Consider the following 22,345-nt stretch of genomic DNA (forward strand, 5'->3'; position numbering starts at 1 on the left):
AAGTTAAGCCTCACAGCGCCGATGGTACTGCAATCGAGAGGTTGTGGGAGAGTAGGACGCCGCCGGACAACACTTCACGTAGAGGCCACCCACCTGGGTGGCCTCTACGGCATTTACAACCAGGCGCAGTGTTTACTGTGTCTGAGAGATCGACTGCTCCTGGAAGGAAGACTCGTGGCTGAAGACCGCCGCAGCCAGCGCCCCGCCTCTGGTGGAGGACGCTCCGATGGTCCCAAGCGCTCGGGCAGTGCGCCCCAGAGCGGAGGCCGCGGCGCGCCTGCGCGTGGCCGCTCCGACGCGAGGGACGGCGACCGCCGGGGTCGTGACGACCGTCGTGGTCGCGACGACCGTCGTGGTCGTGACGACCGTCCGGCACGCCAGGGTGACTGGAAGCGTCCGGCGACCGACCAGAAGACCCGCGACGAGGACCAGGCGCGCTACGACGGTCCGCCGCTGCCGGAGGGGATCACCGGCCAGGAGCTCGACCGGTCGATCACCGCGCAGCTCAAGGGACTGCCCGAGAAGCTCGCGGCGCGCGTGGCTCGTCACCTCGCCGCGGCCGGCACCCTGATCGACGAGGACCCCGAGACCGCCTATCAGCACACGCTGGCTGCTCGTGCACGGGCCTCGCGCCTCGCGGTCGTACGAGAGGCGACGGGTGAGGCCGCCTACGCCGCCGGCCACTACGCCGAGGCGCTGGCCGAGCTGCGTGCCGCCAAGCGGATGAACGGCGCCACCGCCTACCTGCCGATCATGGCCGACTGCCACCGCGCGCTGGGACAGCCCGAGCAGGCGCTGAAGCTCGCGAAGAGCCCGTCGGTGGCCGGTTTCCCGGCCGAGGCCAAGGCCGAGATGACGATCGTGGAGTCCGGCGCCCGCCGCGACATGGGACAGTTCGACGCCGCGCTGCGGACGCTCGAGCTCGCCCCGCTGAACTCGAAGACCCGCGCGAACTGGGTGGTGCGCCTGCGCTACGCCTACGCCGACACCCTGGTCGCCGCGGGCCGCGAGCGCGACGCGCTGGAGTGGTTCCACCGCACCCACGCCATCGACAGCGAGGAGACCACGGACGCCGCGGAGCGCGCCGAGCAGCTGGAGAAGAAGCTCGACCGCTGATCTGTATCTCGTCGGTTGCCGCGTGACACGCTGAGGCATTGACGCGCACCTGCTGGCATTCGGCGGGTTTTTCCGCCACAATGTCCTCATAACTACACACGTGTCACTCAAGGCTTCGACATCTTCGAAAGAGACCGCTGGGGAAGGCGTATCTCGACGCCGAGGATGAAGGAGGTCACCGTGACCACACGTACTGCCGCCCGCCCCAACGGTCCGGGGACGCGGGGCATCATGTTCGTGCACTCAGCGCCGTCGGCGCTCTGCCCACACATCGAGTGGGCAGTCGGCGGTGTCCTTGGCGTGCCCGTCAGCTTGGACTGGACTCCGCAGGCCGCCCAATCGGGCACCTACCGCGCGGAGCTCTCGTGGACCGGTGCGGCGGGCTCCGCCGCTGCCGTCGCCTCCGCCCTGAGGGGGTGGAACCAGCTCCGCTTCGAGATCACCGAGGAGCCCACCGCCTCCACGGAGGGCTCGCGCTACTCCTACACCCCCGAGCTCGGCGTCTTCCACGCGGTGACCGGCCTGCACGGCGACATCATGATCCCCGAGGACCGGCTCAAGGCTGCGGTGGTCAAGGCCGCGCTGGGCGACACCACGCTGACCGGCGAGGTCGACAAGCTGCTGGGCAAGCCCTGGGACGACGAGCTCGAGACGTTCCGTCACGCGGGGGACGGCGCCCCCGTGCGCTGGCTCCACCAGGTCGTCTGAGCGAGCCCCTCTGGTCCCGATCACCCCGGCTTTCACGAGTTAACGTGTGAAACCCCCGCTTCCCACACGAAGGAACACGTGGGAAGCGGGGGTTTCGTGTGCTCAGTGCCCGCCGGGGACGCTGCGCCGCCGTACGACGCGGCGCGGCGCCGCCCTGGGTGCGGGCGAGGCGGTGCTCAGAGCGGGATGTTGCCGTGGGCTCCCCGCTTGACGCCGTCGGTCTCGACGGCGTCACAGATCGCACGGGCCAGCGCCGAGCGGGTACGCGACGGCTCGACCACCTCGTCGACGACGCCGATCTCGACCGCCTTGTCGATGCCGCCGGCCAGCCGCTCGTGCTCGGCGGCCAGCTGCGCCTCCACCTGCGGACGGATCTCGGGCGCCACTTCGGCGAGCCGCCGGCGGTGGAGCACGCGGATCGCGGCGACCGCCCCCATCACCGCCACCTCGGCGCCGGGCCAGGCGAACACCCGGGTGGCGCCCAGCGAGCGTGAGTTCATCGCGATGTAGGCGCCGCCGTAGGTCTTGCGGGTCACCAGCGTCACCCGAGGCACCACGCACTCGCCGAAGGCGTGCAGGAGCTTGGCTCCGCGCCGGACGACTCCGTCCCACTCCTGTCCCACGCCCGGCAGGTAGCCGGGGACGTCGACGAGCACGATCAGCGGCACGCCGAAGGCGTCGCACATGCGCACGAAGCGCGATGCCTTCTCCGCGGACAGCGAGTCCAGGCAGCCGCCCAGGCGCAGCGGGTTGTTGGCCACCACCCCGACGGTGCGACCCCCGAAGCGGCCCAGCGCCGTGACGATGTTGGGGGCCCAGCGGGCGTGCAGCTCCTGGGCCGTCCCCTCGTCCAGCACGCCGTCGACCAGCGGGTGGACGTCGTAGGCGCGTTTGCGCGACTCGGGCAGGAGCGCGGCGAGGTCCGTGTCGACGACGTCCTCGGCATCCAGGCTGCCCTGGGCGCCGAGCAGGGATGCCACGCCGCGGGCCCGATCGAGGGCCTCCTGCTCGCTCTCGGCCAGGATGTGGACCACGCCGGAGCGGCGGCCGTGCGGCTCGGGGCCGCCGAGGCGGAGCATGTCCACGTCCTCGCCGGTGACCGAGCGGACCACCTCGGGTCCGGTGACGAAGATCCGGCCCTCGGGGCCGAGCACGACGACGTCGGTGAGCGCGGGGCCGTACGCCGCGCCGCCGGCGGCGGGTCCGAGCACCACCGAGATCTGCGGGATCTTGCCGGAGGCCTGGGTCATCACCTGGAAGATGCGGCCCACCGCATGCAGCGAGAGCACGCCCTCGGCGAGGCGGGCCCCGCCGGAGTGCCACAGACCGATGACGGGCACCCGGTCGGTCATCGCCCGGTGGTAGGCCTTGACCACCACCTTGCAGCCCTGGTCTCCCATCGCGCCGCCCATCACGGTGGCGTCCGAGCAGAACGCCACCACGGGTGCGCCCTCGACGGTGCCGACCGCGGCGAGCATGCCCGAGTCGTCGTCGGCGGTGATCAGCTCGAGCGAGCCGTCATCGAGCAGGGCGCCCAGCCGCTTGAGCGGGTGGCGAGGGTCCTGCTCGCGCGGCAGCTTCTCGCGGCGCGCGGGCGTGGCGGTCTGGGTCATCACACGCTCCGGAAGGCCAGCGCCACGTTGTGCCCGCCGAAGCCGAAGGAGTTGTTCAGCGCCGCGATGTCTCCGGCGGGCAGGTCGCGGACCTTGTCGGCGAGGTCGAGCCCGACGTCCTCGGGAGCGTCGAGGTTGATGGTGGCCGGCACCTTGCGGTGGTGCAGGGCCAGGATCGTGGCGACCGACTCCAGGGCCCCGGCGGCACCCAGCAGGTGACCGGTCATCGACTTCGTGGAGGTGACGACGACCTGGTCGGCGGGGTCGCCGAGCGCCGTGCGGATCGCCAGCGCCTCGGCGAGGTCGCCCTGCGGGGTCGAGGTGGCGTGGGCGTTGATGTGGACCAGGTCGGACGCACTGAGGTCCGCCTGGCGCAGCGCCATCCCCATCGCCCGGGTGGCGCCACGCCCCACGGGGTCGGGCTGCGCGATGTCGTGGGAGTCAGCCGTGATGCCGGCGCCGGCGGCGTCGGCGTAGATGCGTGCGCCGCGCGCCTCGGCGTGCTCGGCGGACTCCAGCACGATCACCGCTGCGCCCTCGCCCAGCACGAAGCCGTCGCGGCCCTTGTCCCAGGGACGCGAGGCGCGGGCGGGGTCGTCGTTGCGCTTGGAGAGCGCCATCATCTGGCCGAAGGCGGCCATCGGCAGGGCGTGCACGGCCGCCTCGGTGCCGCCGCAGACGACCACGTCGGCACGGCCCAACTGGATCTGGTCGATCCCCAGCGCGATCGCCTCGTTGCCGGAGGCGCAGGCCGAGACCGGGGTGTGCACGCCCGCCTTGGCGCCGATCGCGAGCCCGACCGCGGCGGCGGGCCCGTTGGGCATCAGCATCGGGATGGCCAGCGGGGAGACCCGCCGCGGGCCCTTGGCGAGCAGGCTGTCGTAGTTGTTGAGCAGCGTGGTGACGCCGCCGATGCCGGAGGCCAGCGCCACCCCGAGGCGCTCGAGGTCCATCAGCGGCTCCTCGCCGTCCTCGACGGCGAGCCCGGCGTCGCGCCACGCCTCGAGCGCGGCGACCATGGCCAGCTGGCCCGAGCGGTCCATCCGGCGCGCCTTGACCCGGTCCAGCACCTCGCCGGGCTCGACCGCGACGCGGGCGGCGATCCGGGTGCCGAGGGGTTGGGCCCAGTCGTCGTTCAGGACACCGACGCCCGAGCGCCCCTCCAGCAGCGCTTCCCAGGTGGTCGGTACGTCCCCACCGACGGGGGAGGTGGCACCGAGACCGGTGACGACGACTCGCTTGAGCGACATGAGGAAGGTCCTTCGGGTTGCGGGGGTCTCACGTGGGGTGGTGACGAGCTGGGTGGTGGCCACGGGGCCGACCGGAGCCTGGACCGGTGGTCCCGCTGGCAGCGGGACCACCGAGGGGGCTCAGCCCTGGGCGCGCTCGATGAAGGCGACGGCGTCACCGACGGTCTTGAGGTTCTTGACCTCGTCGTCGGGGATGGACACGCCGAACTTCTCCTCGGCGGCCACGACGACCTCGACCATGGACAGCGAGTCGACGTCGAGGTCGTCGACGAACGACTTGTCCAGCTGGACGTCGTCGGTGTCGATCCCAGCGACCTCGTTGACGATGTCGGCGAGGTCGGTGCGGATCTCTTCAGTGGTGGCCATCTGTGTTCCTTCTCTGTGGGGGTGGGGGGTGAACTCTGGGGGTGCCGCTCAGGGCACGACGACGACCTGGGCGGCGTAGGAGAGCCCGGCGCCGAAGGCGATCAGCAGGGCCTTGTCGCCGCTGCGGGCCTCGCCCTCCGCGATCATCCGGTGCAGCGCCAGGGGGATGGACGCGGCCGAGGTGTTGCCCTGGTCGGCGACGTCGCGGGCGATGCGCACGTGCTCGGGCAGCTTCATCGCGCGGGCCATCGCGTCGATGATGCGCATGTTGGCCTGGTGGGGGACGAAGACGTCGAGGTCGGCGGAGGTGATCCCGGCCCGGTCGAGCGTCTGCTGCGCGATCTTGGCCATCGTGAAGGAGGCCCAGCGGAAGACCGGGTTGCCCTGCATGGTCAGGTGCGGCATCAGCGGGGCCTCGGAGGCGATCACGTCGCGCCAGTCCTCGCGCTGACGGATCAGGTCGAACTGCTCACCATCGGATCCCCACACCACCGGGCTGATCCCGGGCGTCGGGCTGGGGCCCACGACCGCCGCCCCCGCGCCGTCGGCGAAGATGAACGCCGTCCCGCGGTCGGCCGGGTCGGTGATGTCGGAGAGCCGCTCGACACCGATCACCAGGACGTGGCGAGCGGTCCCGCCGCGGACCATGTCCGAGGCCAGCGCGACCCCGTGGCAGAACCCCGCACAGGCGGCGGAGATGTCGAAGGCGGCCGCCTGCTCGGTGCCGAGCTCGTGGGCGATCGCCGTCGCGATGGCCGGCGTCTGGAGCAGGTGGCTCACGGTCGCCACGATCACGCAGTCGATCTGGCGTACGTCGATGCCGGCGCTCTCCAAGGCCCCCCGGGAGGCGGCCACCGACATCATCTGGATGGTCTCCGCCGCAGTGGCGAAGCGGCGCTGGCGGATGCCCGAGCGCTGCTGGATCCACTCGTCGGTGGAGTCGATCGCGTCGATGATCTCCGAGTTGGGCACGACCCGGCTGGCGCGGTAGGCGCCCACGCCCAGCACGCCCGCGTGGGCTGCGCCGGGGGTGCCGCCGGACAGGACGGACGCGCTCATCACGGCTCCTGGGGGTGCAGGCGCAGCAGGGGCTGGCCGGGGGAGACCAGGTCGCCGTCCTCGACGAGCCACTCCACCACCTGGCCGCCGTGCGGGGCGCTGATCGAGGTGCGGTCCCGGGTGCTGGCCACCTCGCCGATGACGGTGGCGGCGGGGAGGAACTCGGCGTCGGCCACCTCGCGCGCACGGTGGAAGGTGCCCTTGCCGGGCGAGACCACCATCCGCCAGGTGGGGTGGAGGTCGAGGCCGTTGGCCTCGCCGTGCTTGTCGCAGAAGGCGCGGGCGTCGTCGAGCTGGTCGGGGGTCTTCAGCGCGAACGTCTCGACCCCCTTGAGGGCCCGCTTGGCGATGCCGGTGAGCGTCCCGGCGGGAGGCATCTCGAGGATGCCGGTGACGCCGAGGTCGAGCATCGCCTCCATGCACAGGTCCCAGCGGACCGGGCTGGCGATCTGGCCGACGATGCGGGCCAGGGCCTCCCGGCCGTCGTGGACGACCTGGCCGTCGCGGTTGGAGATCAGGGCGGTGCGCGGGTCGTGGGTCGACACCGAGCGAGCCAGCTGGGCGAGGTGGCCCACCGCCGGCTCCATGTGCTCGGTGTGGAACGCGCCGGCGACGCTGAGCGGCATCAGCCGGGCGCGGGCGGGGGGCTGCTCGGCCAGGGCGGCGAGCTGCTCGGTGGTGCCCGCGGCCACGATCTGGCCGGGGCCGTTGTCGTTCGCGGCGGTGAGGCCGAGGCGCTCCAGGGTGGCCAGCACGTCGGTGCGCTCCCCGCCCAGGATCGCGGTCATCCCGGTGGCGGTGACGGCGGCGGCGTCGGCCATCGCCCGGCCGCGCTCGCGGACCAGCACCATCGCCTGCTCGGCGCTGATCGCGCGGGCACCGGCCGCGGCGGTCAGCTCGCCCACGCTGTGCCCGGCGACGGCCCCGATCCGGGAGAACGCGTCGGCCGGGTGCGGGAAGAGCTCGAGGGCGGCGACGAGGCCGGAGGCGACCAGCAGCGGCTGGGCGATGCGGGTGTCGCGGATGGTCTCCGCGTCCGCCTCGGTGCCGTAGTGGACGAGGTCGAGGCCGGCGACGGTGGCCAGCCACTCGAAGCGCGACGCGAAGACCGGGTCTTCGAGCCACGGGGTCAGGAAGCCGGGGGTCTGGGCCCCTTGGCCGGGGGCGACAATGACGAGCACCACACCACTGTGCCCCTTGGCCGGGCTCAGATTCGCCTTCGGCGCACACCAACCCGAGCGGGGTTCTTTGGAGGGTTCCTACAACTATTGAGGCCCGCGGCCCGACTGGCGTCCGAGCACGAGGGCGATCCGGAGGGTGAACGCGTCCCGCGAGTGCGAGGCCGTGAGCCCGGTCAGCTCCGCCACCTGGCGCAGCCGGTAGCGCACCGTGTTGGTGTGCACGAACAGCTCGCGTGCGGTGCCCTCCAGCGAGCCGCCGCCGTGCAGGTAGGCGGCCAGCGTCTCGATCAGCGTGCCGCGCGCCTGGAGCAGCGGCAGGTAGACCTCCTCGATCAGGTGGCGCCGGGCGTGCCCGTCGCCGGACAGGGCCCGCTCCGGGAGCAGGTCGTCGCTCTGCACCGGGCGCGGCGCCTGCGGCCAGCCGGCGCTGGCGCGGTGCGCGGACAGCGCCGCCCGCGCGGAGACGTGAGCACCGCCGAGGTCGCCCAGGACCGGCCCCACGACCACCGGCCCCGGCCCGAACAGCTCGGCCAGGGGCGCGACCGAGGTGTCCGCCGGCAGTTCGACCCCGCCGAGGACGATCACCATCCGATCGCCGTGCGTGCCGCACAACGCGTCCATCCCGACGCCCTGGGCGGTACGGCGCACCTCCTCGAAGAGGTCCGTCTGCGGTCGGGCGGAGGACAGGCTGCCGAGCATCACGGCGACGCCGGCCCGGCCCTCCCAGCCCAGGGCGCTGGCCCGGGAGAGCACCTCCTCGTCGGCGTCCGCGCGCAGGATGGAGTCGACCACCAGGGCCTCCAGCCGGGCGTCCCAGGCGCCGCGCTGCTCGGCGGCGCGGGCGTACACCTCCGCGGTGGCGAAGGCGACCTCGCGACCGTAGAGCAGCACCGCCTCGTGCACGGCCGGCACGTCCTCGGGGTGCAGGAAGGTGGCAGCCTGCTCCTCCACGACCTCCAGCGTCAGCCGCACCAGGTCGACGGTCTGGCGCAGGTTGATCACCCGGGTGAGGGCCTGCGGCGCCGCGCCGAAGACCTCGGCCGCGATCGCGTGCTCCCCGCTCAGCCGGCGCGCCTCGTGGCGGTACCACTCCACGAAGGCCCGGATGCCCGCCTGGATGATCAGGCCCACCCAGGATCGGTCCTCCGCGCTGAGCCCGCGGAACCAGGGCAGCGCCGACTCCATCCGGGTCACCGCGGAGGTGCTCAGGGCGCCGACCGAGCGCAACAGGGCGTCCGCAGCCCGGGCCCGGGCCTGTCGTCCGGAGAGCTCGGGAGTGGTCACGAGGGCGAGGCTAGAGGATGTCGATCGCCCGTGGACACCGGCTTCCCCCTCCGCCGGGCCCCAGGTCTGCTTGAATCGGGGGATACCTGAGGAGGCTCCGATGACCGGAACGCCGCACGAGGTCCAGTACCTCGAGATCCACGGCCATCGCCGCGCCTTCGTGAAGGCCGGCAAGGGCCCTGCCCTGCTCCTGCTGCACGGACTGGGCTGCGACCACACCACCTGGTCGCCGGTGATCGACGCGCTGGCGCGCCGCTACACCGTCATCGCCCCCGACCTGCTCGGGCACGGGCGCTCGGCGAAGCCGCGCGCCGACTACACGCTGGGCGGCTACGCCAACGGGATGCGCGACCTGCTCACGCTCCTGGGCATCGACCGCGCCACCGTGGTGGGACACAGCTTCGGCGGCGGTGTCGCCATGCAGTTCGCCTACCAGTACCCGGAGCGCACCGAGCGTCTGGTGCTGGTCGCCAGCGGGGGACTGGGGCCCGAGGTGAGCCCCGCCATCCGGGTGGTCACCACGCCCGGCTTCCACCAGGCGATGGGAGTGCTCACGCTGCCCGGGGTGCGTCACCTGGGCCGGGCCGGGATGCGCGCGATCGCCAGGCTCAGCCCGCTCAAGGGGACCCGCGACCTGGCCGAGGTCGCCGAGATCTACGACTCCTTCAAGGACCCCGAGGCCCGGGCCGCGATCCGCCACGTGGTGCGGGCGGTGGTGGACTTCAAGGGCCAGATCGTGACGATGGCCGATCGCGCCTACCTCACCGAGGCGCTGCCGATGTGCGTCATCTGGGGGCGCGACGACGCCGTCATCCCGGTGCATCACGCCGCCAACGCCGCGGCACTCGCACCGAACGCGCGGGTCGAGGTGATCCGCAACGCCGGGCACTTCCCGCACAAGGACCACCCGCAGCGGTTCGTCAAGATCGTGAACGACTTCGTGCGGGCCACCGAGTCGGCCCAGCACAGCCGCGAGGAGTGGCGCGCCCTGCTCGAGCACGGTGCCACGGTGCTGCCTCGCGAGGCCGAGGCGGGGCACCGCCCGGTCGCACCCGTGGACCGGCACGGACGCGGCGCGGAGCCGAACGCAACGGCCGGACGGGCCACCATCGCCTGAGGTGGTGGCCCGCCCGGCCGCTGCCGGTGCTACGCGGAACTAGGCGTCGCCGCCCTCCTGCTCGACGTCCGCGACCGCGGTCGGGTCGTCGATGCGGTACTTCTCGAACGCCTGCTGCACGACCTCCGGGGAGATCTGCGCGTCGTCGGCCAGGGCCTGCAGGGCCTGGACCACCACGGACTGCGCGTCGATGTGGAAGAAGCGCCGGGCGGCCGGTCGGGTGTCGGCGAAGCCGAAGCCGTCGGCTCCCAGCACCCGGTAGTCGGCCGGGACCCACCGGGCGATCTGCAGCGGCACCGCCGCCATGAAGTCCGAGACCGCGACGACGGGACCCTCGGAGCCGGAGAGCTTGTCGGTCACGTACGCCGTGCGGGGCTCCGCCGAGGGGTGCAGCAGGTTCCACTCCTCCGAGGCGATCGCCTCACGGGAGAGCTCGTTCCACGAGGTCACCGACCAGGTGTCGGCGGCGACGCCCCACTCCTCGGCCAGCATCCGCGCGGCGTCCTGGATCCACGGGTAGGCGACGCCGGAGGCGAGCAGTTGGACCCGGGGGCCCTCCGCCTCGGCCGTCGACACCTTGTGCAGACCCTTGAGGATGCCCTCGACGTCCACGTCCGCGGGCTCCACGGGCTGGGTGACCGGCTCGTTGTAGACGGTCAGGTAGAAGATCACGTTCTCCGGGTGCGCGCCGTACATCCGCTCCAGGCCCGAGCGCATCACGTGGCTGACCTCGTAGGCGAACGCCGGGTCGTAGTGCACGACGGCCGGGTTGGTCGCCGCCAGCAGCGGCGAGTGCCCGTCCGCGTGCTGCAGCCCCTCGCCGGTCAGCGTGGTGCGCCCGGCGGTGGCGCCGATCAGGAAGCCGCGGGCCATCTGGTCGGCCATCGCCCAGATGGAGTCGCCGGTGCGCTGGAAGCCGAACATCGAGTAGAAGATGTAGAACGGGATCATGTGCTCGCCGTGCGTGGCGTACGCCGAGCCCGCGGCGGTCGCGGAGGCCAGCGCGCCGGCCTCGGAGATGCCCTCGTGGAGCATCTGACCCTGTGCGGACTCCTTGTAGGAGAGCAACAACTTGCGGTCGACGGACTGGTACTGCTGGCCGGCCGGGTTGTAGACCTTCGCGGTCGGGAACATCGCGTCCATGCCGAACGTGCGGTACTCGTCGGGCGCGATCGGCACGATCCGCTTGCCGATCTCCGGGTCCTTCATCCAGTCCTTGAGCAGGCGCACGAGCGCCATCGTGGTGGCGATCTTGTTCTTGCCCGAGCCCTGGCCGAGAGCGGCGTAGACCGAGTCGCCCGGCAGCTGGAGCGGCTTGGCCCGGTCCACGCGGCGCGGCAGCGAGCCACCGAGCTGGCGGCGACGCTCGAGCATGTACTCGATCTCCGCGGAGTCGGCGCCCGGGTGGAACAGCGGGGCGGTGCCGTTCTGCTCGTAGGAGCGGTCCAGGTCCCGGTCGCTGATCGGCAGGTACAGCCGGTCGCGGAACTTCTTGACGTCGGCCGGGGTGAGCTTCTTCATCTGGTGGGTGGCGTTCTTGCCCTCCAGGGCGTCGATCGTCCAGCCCTTGATGGTGTGCGCGAGGATCACCGTCGGCTGGCCGACGTGCTTGGTCGCGGCGTCGAAGGCGGCGTACACCTTGCGGTAGTCGTGGCCGCCGCGCGGCAGCTTGCGGATCTGGTCGTCGCTCATGTGCTCGACCATCTTGCGCAGGCGCGGGTCGCCGCCGAAGAAGCTCTCCCGCACGTAGCCGCCGGTCTCCACCGAGTAGGTCTGGAAGTCGCCGTCGGGCGTGGTGTTCATCTTGTTGACCAGCACGCCGTCGACGTCGCGGGCCAGCAGCGCGTCCCACTCGCGGCCCCAGACGACCTTGATCACGTTCCAGCCGGCGCCGCGGAAGATCGACTCCAGCTCCTGGACGATCTTGCCGTTGCCGCGCACCGGTCCGTCGAGCTGCTGGAGGTTGCAGTTCACCACGAAGGTCAGGTTGTCGAGCTCCTCGCGCGCCGCCACCGAGATCGCGCCCAGCGACTCGACCTCGCCCATCTCGCCGTCACCGAGGAAGGCCCACACGTGCTGCTGGGAGGTGTCCTTGATGCCGCGGTTGTGCAGGTAGCGGTTGAAGCGGGCCTGGTAGATCGAGTTCAGGCCGGTGAGACCCATCGAGACGGTGGGGAACTCCCAGAAGTCCGGCATCAGCCGGGGGTGCGGGTAGGACGGCAGGCCCTTGCCCGGTCCGTGCTGGACCTCCTGGCGGAAGCGGAAGAGCTGCTGCTCCTCCAGGCGGCCCTCGAGGAAGGCGCGCGCGTAGATGCCGGGGGAGGCGTGACCCTGGATGTAGATCTGGTCGCCGCCGCCGGGGTGGTCCTTGCCGCGGAAGAAGTGGTTGAAGCCGACCTCGTAGAGGCTGGCCGAGGACTGGTACGACGCGATGTGCCCGCCGACCTCGAGTCCCTTGCGGTTCGCGCTCGAGACCATCACCGCGGCGTTCCAGCGGATGAACGCGCGGATACGTCGCTCGATCTCCTCGTCGCCGGGGAACCAGGGCTCGCGCTCGGGAGGGATCGTGTTGATGTAGTCGGTGCTGCGCAGGGCGGGCACCCCGACCTGCTTCTCGCGGGCGCGCTCGAGCAGGCGGAGCATCACATAGCGGGCACGCTCCCGGCCGCGGTCGTCCACGAGGGCATCGAACGAGTCGATCCACTCGTGCGTCTCGTCCGGATCGATGTCGGGCAACTGGGTCGGCAGGCCCTCGTGGATCACGGACGGGGTGGAGCTGGCACGGGACTGGGGTACGTCGTCGGTCACCGAACCATCGTTGCACGCGCGCTGTTGACAGGAAATCCACCCACGACTAATCGCGCGTCGCGCGGGTCCAACGGGGGCAAGGGTTGCGTCGGTGGAGGAACTTCGATGGACTACCCCCACCCTTGCCCACGCCACCCCGTACGTCGCAGCGCAGAGCGCCACGCGAACGGGCGGTGTTTGGTCGGGAACCAAGTGCGGGACACTGTTCCGCATCCGTGTCGATCAGCAGAGCAGATGGAGGCGTCAGTGAGTCCGACCGCGGGTGGCGGGTCCACCCAGACAGATGCAGGCCAGACAGAAGCAGGCCAGACCGGTCCGGCTTCGCAGGATGCAGACAAGTCCACGCCCTCGGGGCCGGCCGCCAGGCTCGGCTTCAAGGCGGGCATGGTCATCCAGGAGCTCGGCTGGGACAACGACAGCGACGACGAGCTGCGCGTTGCGATCGAGGACTGCATCGACGCCGACATGGTCGACGGCGACTACGGCAACGTGGTGGACGCCGTCGTGCTGTGGTGGCGCAAGGACGACGGCGACCTCGTCGACGCCCTCGTCGACGCCCTGACCGACCTGGTGGGCGGCGGAGCGATCTGGCTGCTGACGCCGAAGGTCGGCCGCCCCGACGCCGTGGACGCCGCGGACATCTCCGAGGCCGCGCCGGTCGCCGGACTGGCCCAGACCACCACGGCCACGGTCAGCAAGGACTGGTCGGCCACGCGGCTGATGGCACCCAAGCCCCCTGCCTGACGCCCCGCACGTCCCCACGACCCGGAAGCAGGCTGATGCGACGCGTTCTCGACCTGGCCGGGACGGCCGCGACCAGCGCCCGGGTGCTCACCTCGGCCGGCGTGCTCCGTCCCTTCCCGCCCCTCGTGCTGGGCCGGCTGGCCCGCACCGTGCTCACCTGGGGCACCGGACCGGCGGGAGGCTTCACGACGCTCGCGGCCCGGTTCTCCGACCGTGTCGGCCTGGTCGACGAGCTGGGCCCGCTCACCTTCGGTGAGATGCACCGCCGCAGCAACGCCCTGGCGCGGGGGCTGCGCGAGCGGGGCGTCGGCGAGGGCGACAGCGTCGCGCTGATGGCGCGCAACCACCGCGGGTTCCTGGACGCGACCGTGGCGGTGGCCAAGCTCGGCGCCGACCTGCTCTACCTGAACACCGCCTTCGCCGGACCTCAGCTGGTGGACGTGCTGGCCCGCGAGAAGCCGGTCGTGGTGATCCACGACGAGGAGTTCACCGAGCTCCTCGCCGAGGCGGACGCGCAGCACCGGATCCTGGCGTGGGTCGACTCCGAGCAGGACGACGTACCCACCCTGGAGGCGCTGATCCGCGCTGGTGCCGACGACGACCTCGACCCGCCCGAGCGCCACGCCCGGATCGTGATCCTCACCTCCGGCACCACCGGCACCCCCAAGGGGGCGCCGCGCCGCGAGGCCGGCATCGACGCCGCGGTGGCGCTGCTGTCGCGGATGCCGCTGCGCGCGGGCTGGCGCACCCACGTGGCCGCGCCGCTCTTCCACACTTGGGGCTTCGCCCACATGGCCCTGTCCATGCTCCTGGGATCCACGCTGGTGCTGCGGCGCCGCTTCGACCCCGAGGGGTGCCTGCAGGTGCTCGAGGAGGAGCGCTGCGACTCCTTCGTGGTGATCCCGGTGATGCTCCAGCGGATCCTCCAGCTGCCCGAGGAGGCGCTGGACCGCCACGACCTGAGCGCGGTCAAGGTCGTCGCGGCCTCGGGCTCCGCGCTGCCCGGCGACCTGGCGCTCGCCTGGATGGACCGCTTCGGCGACACCCTCTACAACATCTATGGCTCCACCGAGGTCGCCTGGGCGAGCATCGCCACCCCCGAGGACCTGCGCGCGGCGCCGGGCTCGGCGGGCAAGCCGCCCTACGCCACGGTCGTGCGGATCCTCGACGAGCAGGGCAAGGAGGTCGAGCAGGGCACCACCGGGCGGATCTTCGTCAGCAACAGCTTCCTGTTCGAGGGCTACACCGGCGGCGGTCACAAGGAGGTCGTCGAGGGCCTGATGTCCACCGGGGACGTCGGCCGCTTCGGCGAGGACGGCCGGCTCTACGTGGAGGGCCGCGACGACGAGATGATCGTCTCCGGCGGGGAGAACGTCTTCCCCAAGGAGGTCGAGGACTGTCTGGCCCGCCACCCCGACGTCGCCGACGTGGCCGCGGTGGGCGTCGACGACCCCGACTTCGGCAAGCGGCTGCGCGCCTTCGTCGTGCTGCGCGGTGCCGATGCGGCGAGCGAGGACGACCTCAAGGGCTGGGTGAAGGAGAACCTGGCCCGCTACAAGGTGCCGCGCGAGATCGTGTTCCTCGACGAGCTGCCCCGCAACTCCACGGGCAAGGTGCTCAAGCGCGAGCTGCACGAGGCGTGAGCGGGGGCGGCCGGGACCCGCACGGGCTCCGCCGCGCTCCCGGGTGCGAGGATGGGGCCATGAGTGCCGACCACCAGCGCCGACCCAGCGGGGCCGCTCGATGACCGGCATCGAGCTCGGCGGGATCGCCCCCGACTTCGCGCTGCGCGACCAGTTCGGCCAGGACGTCGCGCTGTCCTCGTTCCGCGGGCGCAAGGCGGTGGCGCTGTTCTTCTACCCCTACGCCTTCTCCGGTGTCTGCTCCGGTGAGCTGGCCGGCATCCGCGGCCGGCTCGCGGAGTTCCTCACCTTCGACACCGAGGTCCTCGCGATCTCCTGCGACTCGGTCTACTCGCTGCGGGCGTTCGCCGACCAGGACGGGCTGAACTTCCCGTTGCTCTCGGACTTCTGGCCGCACGGCGAGGTGGCCCGCGCGTACGACGTCTTCGACGAGGCCAAGGGCTGCCCCCGGCGCTCGTCGTACATCGTGGACGCCGAGGGCCGGGTGACCTGGTCGGTGCACAACGCGATGCCCGAGGGCCGCGACCTCGACGAGCACCTCAAGGAGCTGCACGACGCCGCGGTCTAGACCGAGGCGGCGGGTTTCCGGTGATTTCCGCCTCGATTCCTGACGGGTGCGAGACCCCGCGCTAATCTTGTTGATGTCGCGCCGCTGGTGACCCGAGACGCCAGCGGCGCGACTCTCATTTGTCCGGCGGTTGTCCGGCATGGGTCCCGGCCTACCCGGCCGAGTTGCCCCGCACGTGTCGATCTCGTCTAGTCTGTGCGGGCTTCACGGGCGTATAGCTCAGCGGTAGAGCTCTGGTTTTACAAACCAGCGGTCGGGGGTTCGATCCCCTCTGCGCCCACTCCCGCCGGCCTCACACGGTGACCGGCTGGCCCCCGGTCACGGCCAGCACCTCGCCGGTGACGTAGCTCGACTCGGCCGAGGCCAGGAACACGAAGGCGGTGGCCACCTCGGCCGGTTGGCCGACGCGACCCATCGGGGTCTGCTCGCCGAAGCTCTCGACCTTCTCCTCGGTCATCGTGGCCGGGATCAGCGGCGTCCAGATCGGGCCGGGGGCCACCGAGTTCACCCGGATCCCGTCCTCGGCCACGCTGGCCGCCAGGCCGCGGGTGAAGTTGGCGATGCCGGCCTTGGTGGTGGCGTAGTCGAGCAGGTGCGAGGACGGGGAGGAGGCCTGCACCGACGAGGTGTTGATGATGCAGGCGCCGCGCTTCATGTGGGGCAGCGACATCCGGCACAGCCAGAACATCGCGTAGAGGTTCGTCTTGAAGACCCGGTCCAGCTGCTCGGTGGTGATGTCGGCCAGGCCGCCGGGTTGCGACATCTGGTAGGCGGCGTTGTTGACCAGGATGTCGATGCGCCCGAACTCCTCGACGGTCCGGTCCACGAGCTGCTGGCAGAACTCCTCCGAGGTGAGGTCCCCGGGCACCGCGACCGCGCGGCGACCGGCCTCCTCGACCAGGGCGACGGTCGCGCGGCCGTCCTCCTCCTCGCCGGGGAGGTAGGTGAGCACCACGTCGGCGCCCTCACGGGCGAACGCCAGCGCCACCGCGCGCCCGATCCCGGAGTCGCCGCCGGTGATCAGCGCGACCCGGTCGATGAGCTTGCCCGTGCCCCGGTAGCTGTCCTCGCCGTGGTCGGGCTGGCTGTCCATGGCGGGGGTGACCGACCCCGACGAGCCGGGTGCCGGGAGCTGCTCGCCGGAGGTGTCCGGCTGCGGGTGCTGGCGGTGCGGGTCGGTGGTCTCGGGGGACTGGTCGGGCATCGGCTGCTCCTGCTCCTCGGGGGTGAGCGCTCTGCGACCCCGCCCGGTGACGGGGCGCTGCCGGGTACCCGTTCGGCTGAGCCACAAAACGCCGCCCGCGGCGCCGAGGACCCTCATGTAACGCGGAGATGAGAGGGGTCTCATCGGGGGCTCACGGTGTGCTCACGGGGGGCGGGCAGCGTCTGGGGGGTCAGGTGCACAGGCGGGCCGCCCGCCGCAACGAGAGGAGATCGCGATGAGGAAGCTACTCACCACCGGAGTGCTCGCGCTGACGGGGATGGTGACGGTCGGGCTGCTGGCGATGCAGTCCCCGTCCGTGTCGGCGACGGGAGGCGACGAGTTCAGCAAGCGTGAGGACGACGTCCCCGAGCTGGTGCTGGTCGCCGACGACGACGACGATGACACCAACGCCGACACCCACACCAACACCCGCGATCGCGACAGCGGGTTCAGCCGGTCCACCCGGGACAACACCCGCAGCAACTTCACCCGGGTGAGCCGCAACCGCGACCTCAGCCGCAGCGACAAGACCCGGGACTGGACCCGCGACGGCGCCGGCCAGCGCAAGCGCGACTGGTCGGCGAACCGGACCAACGACCGCTCGCGCAACGACACCCGCGGCCGCGGCTGACGGCGTACGACGCGAGCACCGGGAGGTCGGGAGAGATGACGCAGAGCTGGAGGCTGGCCGAGGGCGACGCCCTCACCCCCGAGCTGACGGTGGCCAGGCTGCTCGGCGGGGGAGCGGCCTACGAGGCCTATCTGGCGTTCGACGAGATCACCTACTCGCCGGTCGTGGTGAAGGTGCTGCGCCCCGACCAGGTCGCCGACGAGGCCAGCCTCCGGGGGCTGCGCCGTGAGGTGGCGTCGCTGGCCCTGGCCAGCCACCCGGTGCTCGTGCGCGGCCTGCGCCACGAGCTGGCGGGCGAGCGACCCCACGTCGTCCTCGAACACATCGACGGGCCCCGTCTCTCGACGCTGATCCGGCGTTTCGGGCCGCTGCAGGCCCAGCAGTACCTGCCCCTGGCCATCGACGTGTCGGCCGCCCTGCACTATCTGCGCCACGTCGGCCACACCCACCTCGACATCAAGCCGAGCAACGTGATCATGGGGGCCCCGGCGCGGCTGATCGACCTCTCCGTGGCCCGTCGCGTCGAGGACGCGCAGGCACTGCGCAGCCCCATCGGCACCGACGCCTACATGGCGCCCGAGCAGTGCGATCCGCCCGGCACCGGCAGGCCGGGACACGCCAGCGACGTGTGGGGACTGGGGGCGACGCTGTTCGAGGCCGTCGCGGGCTACCGGCCCTTCGACGTCGGCGAGCCCGACGCCGCGGACCTCGCCGAACGGTTCCCGCAGCTGCGCGACGCGCCGTACGAGCTGCCCGACGCGGTGCCGCACGAGGTCGCCAAGGTCATCGCGGCCGCCCTCGAGCCGGACCCGGCCGACCGGCCGGTTCCGCACGAGATCGCCGACGCCCTGGAGCCGGTGCTGGCCCGCCAGCCGCGCGGCCACCTGGCCGGGTTCAGGCTCACGCGTTGAACCGGTAGCCCATCCCGCGCACCGTGGAGATCGCCCCCGCCCCGAGCTTGCGGCGCAGGTAGCCCACGTAGACGTCCACGACGTTGGACCCGGGGTCGAAGTCGTAGCCCCAGGCGTGGTCGAGCAGCTGCTCGCGGGAGAGAACCTGGCCGGGGTTGAGCATGAAGATCTCGGCGAGCGCGAACTCCCGTGCGGAGAGGTCGACCTGCCGCCCGGCCGCCACGGCTCGACGGGTGCGCAGGTCCAGGCGCACCGCGCCGACGGTCAGCACCTCCTCGCGACCCCCGGCGCCCGGCGCCCCGTCCTGGCGCAGCCGAAGCCGGACCCGGGCCAGCAGCTCCGCGAACCGGAACGGCTTGGGCATGTAGTCGTCGGCCCCACCCTCGAGCGCCGACACGGTGTCGGTCACCGAGTCGCGCGCGGTGAGCACGATGACGGGGACCCGGGACCCCTGCGAGCGCAGCTGGTCGAGCACCGCGAAGCCGTCCAGACCCGGCAGCCCGATGTCCAGCACCACCAGGTCGAAGTCCCCGCCGAGCGCCAGGTCGAGCCCCTCGCGCCCGTCCGCGGCGACGGTGGTCCGGTGACCGTCCGCGCGCAGCCCCTTGGCGACGAACGACGCGATGCGCTCCTCGTCCTCCACGATCAGGATTCGGGCCATGTGTCCTCCTGCGATGTCGTACGGCGCGCAGCGGGCGGCTGGGCGGGGAGCGTGATCACGAACCGTGAGCCGCTCGGCTCGGCGTCCTCGACGTGCACCTCGCCTCCGTGCGCGGCCGCGATCGCGGAGACGATCGAGAGCCCCAGCCCGAAGCCCTCGTCGGCGACCGACACGCTGCCGCGGGCGAAGCGCTCGAAGATGTGCTCACGGTCCTGTGCCGCGACGCCGGGACCCTCGTCGCGCACCCAGAGCCGGACGGTGCCCGGCACGTCCGGCGACCCGGGCTGCGGCTCGTAGGAGGAGCCGACCGCCACCACGTCACCGGGACCGGTGTGCTTGACGGCGTTGTCGGCCAGCTGCAACAGCGCCTGGGTGAGCCGCTGCTCGTCGAGGATCACGGTGCCCTCGCCGGTGCCGTCCAGGCGCCAGTCGCGCTCGGCCAGGCCCTGGGCCTTGGCCCACACGGTGTGCGTCAGCGGCCCCAGCCCGACCGGGCGCGCAGCGAGGAAGTCGGGGCGCCGGCTCTTGGCGAGCAGGATCAGGTCGCCCACCAGCCGTGACATCCGATCCACCTCCTCGAGCAGCAGCTCGCGGGTCTCGGCGACGTCGGTGGGAGAGTCGGCGTCGAGCAGCTCCAGGTGGCCGCGCAGCACGGTCAGCGGGGTGCGCAACTCGTGTCCGGCGTCGTCGAGGAAGCGGCGCTGGTCGGCGAACCCGCTCTCCAGCCGGTCGAGCATGTCGTTGAGGGTGCGGGTCAGCGCGGTGATGTCGTCGTTGCCGCGCTCGGGGATGCGGCGCGACAGGTCGGTTGCGGTGATCTCGGTGGCAGTCCGGCGCAGGGTGGCCAGCGGCGCGAGCAGCCGCCCCGATTGCCAGCCGGCCAGCGCCGTCACCGCGCCGAGGGCGAGCAGGGCGACCAGGGAGTAGGTCTGCATGGTCCGGTTGAGCTCGGCCCGCTCAGCGTCGAGGAAGCTGACGATGATCAGCCCGCCCGCGTCCCGGGTGCTGCGGACCGGCACGATCGTCACCCACGCCTCGCCCAGCTCCGAGGACTCGATCTCCTCGGTGCCTCCGTCCTGGAGCATCCGCCCGACGGCGGCGGTGTAGGCCGGACTCTGCAGGATCTCCTGGCCGTAGCGGTTGGCGGTGACGTCGCGCGCCCGGCCGCGGTAGTGGGCGACCAGCATCTCGTCGTCGTCGGGGACGTTGCGCACCAGGAAGACCTTGAGCAGGCGGCTGACCTCACGGAACGGCTGGGCGGTGGCGGGGTCGTTCCCCGAGGTCTGCAGCTGGCGGAACTCCGCCACCTCCTGCTCGATCTGCTCGGTGACCGCTCGGTCGATGCGCTGGGACTCGAGGGCGTAGACCAGCACCCCGGCCACGGCCATGGCGGTGGCGGTGAGCAGCGCGATGACGGCGACCAGGCGGGTCCGCACCGAGAACTGCGGCAGGACACCGCGCCGCGATCGCTCAGTCCTCGTCAGAGTCGTCCCCCTCACGGTCGGCGTCGTCGTCCCGGTCATCGTCCGGCCCGTCGTCCAGTTCGTCCGGTCCGTCGTCCAGGTCGTCGTCGAGCTGGGTGGGCTGCGGGGTGAGCACCCGGACGTCGCCGCCGTCGCCGGGGGAGCGCTCGGGCTCGGGCGCGCGGCTCGGCGTGGTTGCCGGGGGGCGCGGGGACGCAGGGGCCTCGGTGATCACCACCGGCTCGAGCCGGTTGGGATGCTCCCGCGAGGACGCGGCGAGCGAGCCGACCACGTACGCCGTCATCGGCAGTGCGATCAGCAGCCCGAGCAGGACCTTCAGCAGCGTGCTCATCAGACCCACGATCCTGCCCCATCGTGGGCCCGTGGTGAGAGCCTGATGAGAGGACCCTCATCGGCTGGCTACAGTGACGCCCACGCCAGCGTGTGAGGGAGAGCACATGTTCGTTCCGTTCAGCGTCACGGACTTCATCGACCGCGCCGAGACCGTGTACGGCGAGCGCCCCGGGGTCCTCGACGAGCCGGAGCAGCCCGCCCCCGCGCTGGGGACGCTCAGCTACCGCGAGCTGGCCGCGCTGGCCCGACGTCAGGCGGCCCGGCTCGACGAGCTGGGCATCGGGGTCGGGGAGCGGGTCGCCATCGCCTCGCACAACAGCGCGCGGATGCTCGCCTCGTTCTTCGCGGTGGCCGGCTCCGGGCGGGTGCTGGTGCCGATCAACTTCCGGCTGCGCCCCGACGAGGTGCACTACATCGTGCGGCACTCCGGTGCCCGGGTGCTGCTGGTGGACCCCGAGATCGCCGAGGAGCTCGACGTCGTCCCGGTCGAGCACCGCATCGTGCTGGGCTCCGACGAGGAGCTGTTCGCCCCAGCCGGCGCCGAGCCGGTGCCCTGGGAGCCGGACGAGTCCGCGACCGCGTGCATCAACTACACCTCCGGCACCACGGCGCGCCCCAAGGGCGTGCAGATCACCCACCGCAACATCTGGGTCAACGCCACCACGATGGCGATGCACCTGGGGCTCAGCGACCGCGACGTCTACCTGCACACCCTGCCGATGTTCCACGCCAACGGCTGGGGGATGCCGTTCGCCACCGCCGGGCTCGGCGTGCCCCAGATCGTGCTGCGCAAGGTCGACGGCGCGGAGATCCTGCGCCGCGTCGCCGAGCACGGCGTCACGATCATGTGCGCGGCGCCGGCCGTCGTCGCCGCCGTCCTCGAGGCCGCGCAGACCTGGCCGGGCGAGATCCCCGGTCGCGACCGGGTCCGCATCGTCGTCGCCGGCGCGCCGCCGCCGACCAAGACCGTGGCCCGCGTCGAGGAGGAGCTCGGTTGGGAGTTCATCCAGATCTACGGCCTCACCGAGACCTCGCCGCTGCTCACCGTCAACCGCAGCCGCGCGGAGTGGGACGAGCTCACCGCCGAGGAGCGCGCCGCCAAGCTGGTCCGCGCCGGGGTGCCCGCGCTCGGCGTACGCCTGGCGACCTCGGACAGCGGCGAGGTGCTGGCCCGCTCCAACGTCGTGCTGGAGGGCTACTGGGAGCAGCCCGAGGAGAGCGCCCGCGCGCTGGAGGACGGCTGGTTCCACACCGGGGACGGCGGCACCCTCGGCGAGGACGGCTACCTGACGATCAGCGACCGCAAGAAGGACGTGATCATCACCGGCGGCGAGAACGTCTCCTCGATCGAGGTCGAGGACGTGCTCTTCTCCCATCCGGCCGTCGCCGAGGTGGCGGTGATCGGGGTGCCCAGCGACCGCTGGGGCGAGACGATCATGGCGCTGGTGGTGAAGGCCCCCGACGAGGAGGCGCAGGCGGTGACCGAGGCCGACCTGATCGCCTGGTGCAAGCAGCGGGCCGCCGGCTACAAGGCCCCGACCGCGATCGAGTTCCGAGACGAGCTGGCCCGCACCGCCACCGGCAAGCTGCAGAAGTTCAAGCTGCGCGCGCCGTACTGGGAGGGGCGCGAGCGCCAGGTCAACTGAGCCGGCACTAGCCTGCGA

Annotated in this window: 20 protein-coding genes, 1 tRNA gene and 1 rRNA gene; 11 read left to right on the forward strand and 11 right to left on the reverse strand. The window is 72.0% G+C overall.

Annotated elements, in window-relative coordinates; translation table 11 throughout:
- The 3 genes from rrf to AC6EH9_RS16135 all read left to right on the forward strand — a co-directional run.
- A 5S ribosomal RNA gene (gene rrf, locus AC6EH9_RS16125) occupies positions 1–68 on the forward strand; the annotation flags it as partial.
- A 106-nt stretch (positions 69–174) separates the two neighbouring features.
- A complete protein-coding gene (locus AC6EH9_RS16130; protein WP_498424508.1) occupies positions 175–1,116 on the forward strand; it encodes a tetratricopeptide repeat protein in 942 nt (313 codons plus the stop codon).
- A 231-nt stretch (positions 1,117–1,347) separates the two neighbouring features.
- A complete protein-coding gene (locus AC6EH9_RS16135; RefSeq protein ID WP_498424650.1) occupies positions 1,348–1,824 on the forward strand; it encodes a DUF3145 domain-containing protein in 477 nt (158 codons plus the stop codon).
- 176 nt (positions 1,825–2,000) lie between these two features.
- Here the strand turns inward: AC6EH9_RS16135 and AC6EH9_RS16140 are convergent, their stop codons facing one another.
- From AC6EH9_RS16140 to AC6EH9_RS16165, 6 genes are all read right to left on the reverse strand, one after another.
- Positions 2,001–3,437 (reverse strand): acyl-CoA carboxylase subunit beta, encoded by a 1,437-nt coding sequence (locus AC6EH9_RS16140; protein WP_498424509.1) that lies wholly within the window; start codon positions 3,435–3,437, stop codon positions 2,001–2,003.
- The gene (locus AC6EH9_RS16145) at positions 3,437–4,687 is read right to left on the reverse strand and encodes a beta-ketoacyl-[acyl-carrier-protein] synthase family protein (protein WP_498424510.1); all 1,251 of its coding nucleotides are present in this window, start codon (positions 4,685–4,687) and stop codon (positions 3,437–3,439) included. Before AC6EH9_RS16145 ends, AC6EH9_RS16140 begins: the two co-directional genes overlap by 1 nt.
- Positions 4,688–4,807: 120 nt before the next feature.
- Entirely contained in the window at positions 4,808–5,053 is a 246-nt protein-coding gene (locus AC6EH9_RS16150; RefSeq protein ID WP_498424512.1) for an acyl carrier protein, read from the reverse strand.
- Positions 5,054–5,101: 48 nt separating this feature from the next.
- Positions 5,102–6,112, reverse strand: a complete 1,011-nt coding sequence (locus tag AC6EH9_RS16155; protein ID WP_498424513.1) for a beta-ketoacyl-ACP synthase III — start codon at positions 6,110–6,112, stop codon at positions 5,102–5,104.
- Positions 6,112–7,293, reverse strand: coding sequence for an acyltransferase domain-containing protein (locus AC6EH9_RS16160; RefSeq protein WP_498424515.1), 1,182 nt, complete (start codon positions 7,291–7,293; stop codon positions 6,112–6,114). Before AC6EH9_RS16160 ends, AC6EH9_RS16155 begins: the two co-directional genes overlap by 1 nt.
- 84 nt (positions 7,294–7,377) lie before the next feature.
- Positions 7,378–8,577, reverse strand: coding sequence for a PucR family transcriptional regulator (locus AC6EH9_RS16165; RefSeq protein WP_498424516.1), 1,200 nt, complete (start codon positions 8,575–8,577; stop codon positions 7,378–7,380).
- 100 nt (positions 8,578–8,677) lie between these two features.
- On the opposite strand from AC6EH9_RS16165, the gene AC6EH9_RS16170 reads away from it, so the two are divergent.
- On the forward strand, positions 8,678–9,694 hold the full coding sequence (locus AC6EH9_RS16170; RefSeq protein WP_498424518.1) for an alpha/beta fold hydrolase: 1,017 nt from the start codon (positions 8,678–8,680) through the stop codon (positions 9,692–9,694).
- 39 nt (positions 9,695–9,733) lie between these two features.
- On the opposite strand, the gene aceE is transcribed toward AC6EH9_RS16170, so the two are convergent.
- Positions 9,734–12,502, reverse strand: a complete 2,769-nt coding sequence (gene aceE / locus AC6EH9_RS16175) for a pyruvate dehydrogenase (acetyl-transferring), homodimeric type (RefSeq protein ID WP_498424519.1) — start codon at positions 12,500–12,502, stop codon at positions 9,734–9,736.
- Between the two features lie 246 nt (positions 12,503–12,748).
- Between aceE and AC6EH9_RS16180 the strand changes: the two genes are divergently transcribed.
- The 4 genes from AC6EH9_RS16180 to AC6EH9_RS16195 all read left to right on the forward strand — a co-directional run bounded on the left by AC6EH9_RS16180 (position 12,749) and on the right by AC6EH9_RS16195 (position 15,737).
- The gene (locus tag AC6EH9_RS16180; RefSeq protein ID WP_498424521.1) at positions 12,749–13,246 is read left to right on the forward strand and encodes a DUF3052 domain-containing protein; all 498 of its coding nucleotides are present in this window, start codon (positions 12,749–12,751) and stop codon (positions 13,244–13,246) included.
- A 35-nt stretch (positions 13,247–13,281) separates the two neighbouring features.
- Entirely contained in the window at positions 13,282–14,889 is a 1,608-nt protein-coding gene (locus AC6EH9_RS16185) for an AMP-binding protein (protein ID WP_498424522.1), read from the forward strand.
- Positions 14,890–14,989: 100 nt separating this feature from the next.
- On the forward strand, positions 14,990–15,457 hold the full coding sequence (locus AC6EH9_RS16190) for a peroxiredoxin (protein WP_498424523.1): 468 nt from the start codon (positions 14,990–14,992) through the stop codon (positions 15,455–15,457).
- Positions 15,458–15,665: 208 nt separating this feature from the next.
- Positions 15,666–15,737: transfer RNA gene (locus tag AC6EH9_RS16195), tRNA-Val, on the forward strand.
- A 12-nt stretch (positions 15,738–15,749) separates the two neighbouring features.
- Here AC6EH9_RS16195 and AC6EH9_RS16200 read toward each other — a convergent pair.
- Complete coding sequence (locus AC6EH9_RS16200) at positions 15,750–16,661, reverse strand: glucose 1-dehydrogenase (RefSeq protein WP_498424524.1); 912 nt, start codon at positions 16,659–16,661, stop codon at positions 15,750–15,752.
- A 235-nt stretch (positions 16,662–16,896) separates the two neighbouring features.
- On the opposite strand from AC6EH9_RS16200, the gene AC6EH9_RS16205 reads away from it, so the two are divergent.
- Both AC6EH9_RS16205 and AC6EH9_RS16210 read left to right on the forward strand, forming a co-directional pair.
- On the forward strand, positions 16,897–17,292 hold the full coding sequence (locus AC6EH9_RS16205; RefSeq protein ID WP_498424525.1) for a hypothetical protein: 396 nt from the start codon (positions 16,897–16,899) through the stop codon (positions 17,290–17,292).
- A gap of 35 nt (positions 17,293–17,327) precedes the next feature.
- Entirely contained in the window at positions 17,328–18,203 is an 876-nt protein-coding gene (locus AC6EH9_RS16210; protein WP_498424527.1) for a serine/threonine-protein kinase, read from the forward strand.
- Here the strand turns inward: AC6EH9_RS16210 and AC6EH9_RS16215 are convergent.
- Genes AC6EH9_RS16215 through AC6EH9_RS16225 form a run of 3 tightly spaced genes read right to left on the reverse strand, consistent with a single transcriptional unit; the run spans position 18,193 to position 20,679 of the window.
- Positions 18,193–18,864: a response regulator transcription factor gene (locus tag AC6EH9_RS16215; protein ID WP_498424528.1), complete on the reverse strand. Its 672-nt coding sequence runs from the start codon at positions 18,862–18,864 to the stop codon at positions 18,193–18,195. The genes AC6EH9_RS16210 and AC6EH9_RS16215 overlap by 11 nt on opposite strands.
- Entirely contained in the window at positions 18,849–20,300 is a 1,452-nt protein-coding gene (locus AC6EH9_RS16220; protein WP_498424529.1) for a sensor histidine kinase, read from the reverse strand. The genes AC6EH9_RS16215 and AC6EH9_RS16220 overlap by 16 nt, the downstream gene beginning before the upstream one ends.
- A 34-nt stretch (positions 20,301–20,334) precedes the next feature.
- Positions 20,335–20,679 carry a hypothetical protein gene (locus AC6EH9_RS16225; protein WP_498424530.1) on the reverse strand — a complete coding sequence of 115 codons (345 nt, stop codon included), beginning with the start codon at positions 20,677–20,679 and terminating at the stop codon, positions 20,335–20,337.
- Between the two features lie 106 nt (positions 20,680–20,785).
- On the opposite strand from AC6EH9_RS16225, the gene AC6EH9_RS16230 reads away from it, so the two are divergent.
- Entirely contained in the window at positions 20,786–22,327 is a 1,542-nt protein-coding gene (locus AC6EH9_RS16230; RefSeq protein ID WP_498424531.1) for an AMP-binding protein, read from the forward strand.
- Positions 22,328–22,345: the final 18 nt, after the last annotated feature.

The sequence above is a fragment of the Nocardioides sp. Z21_20 genome, from assembly GCF_059766585.1.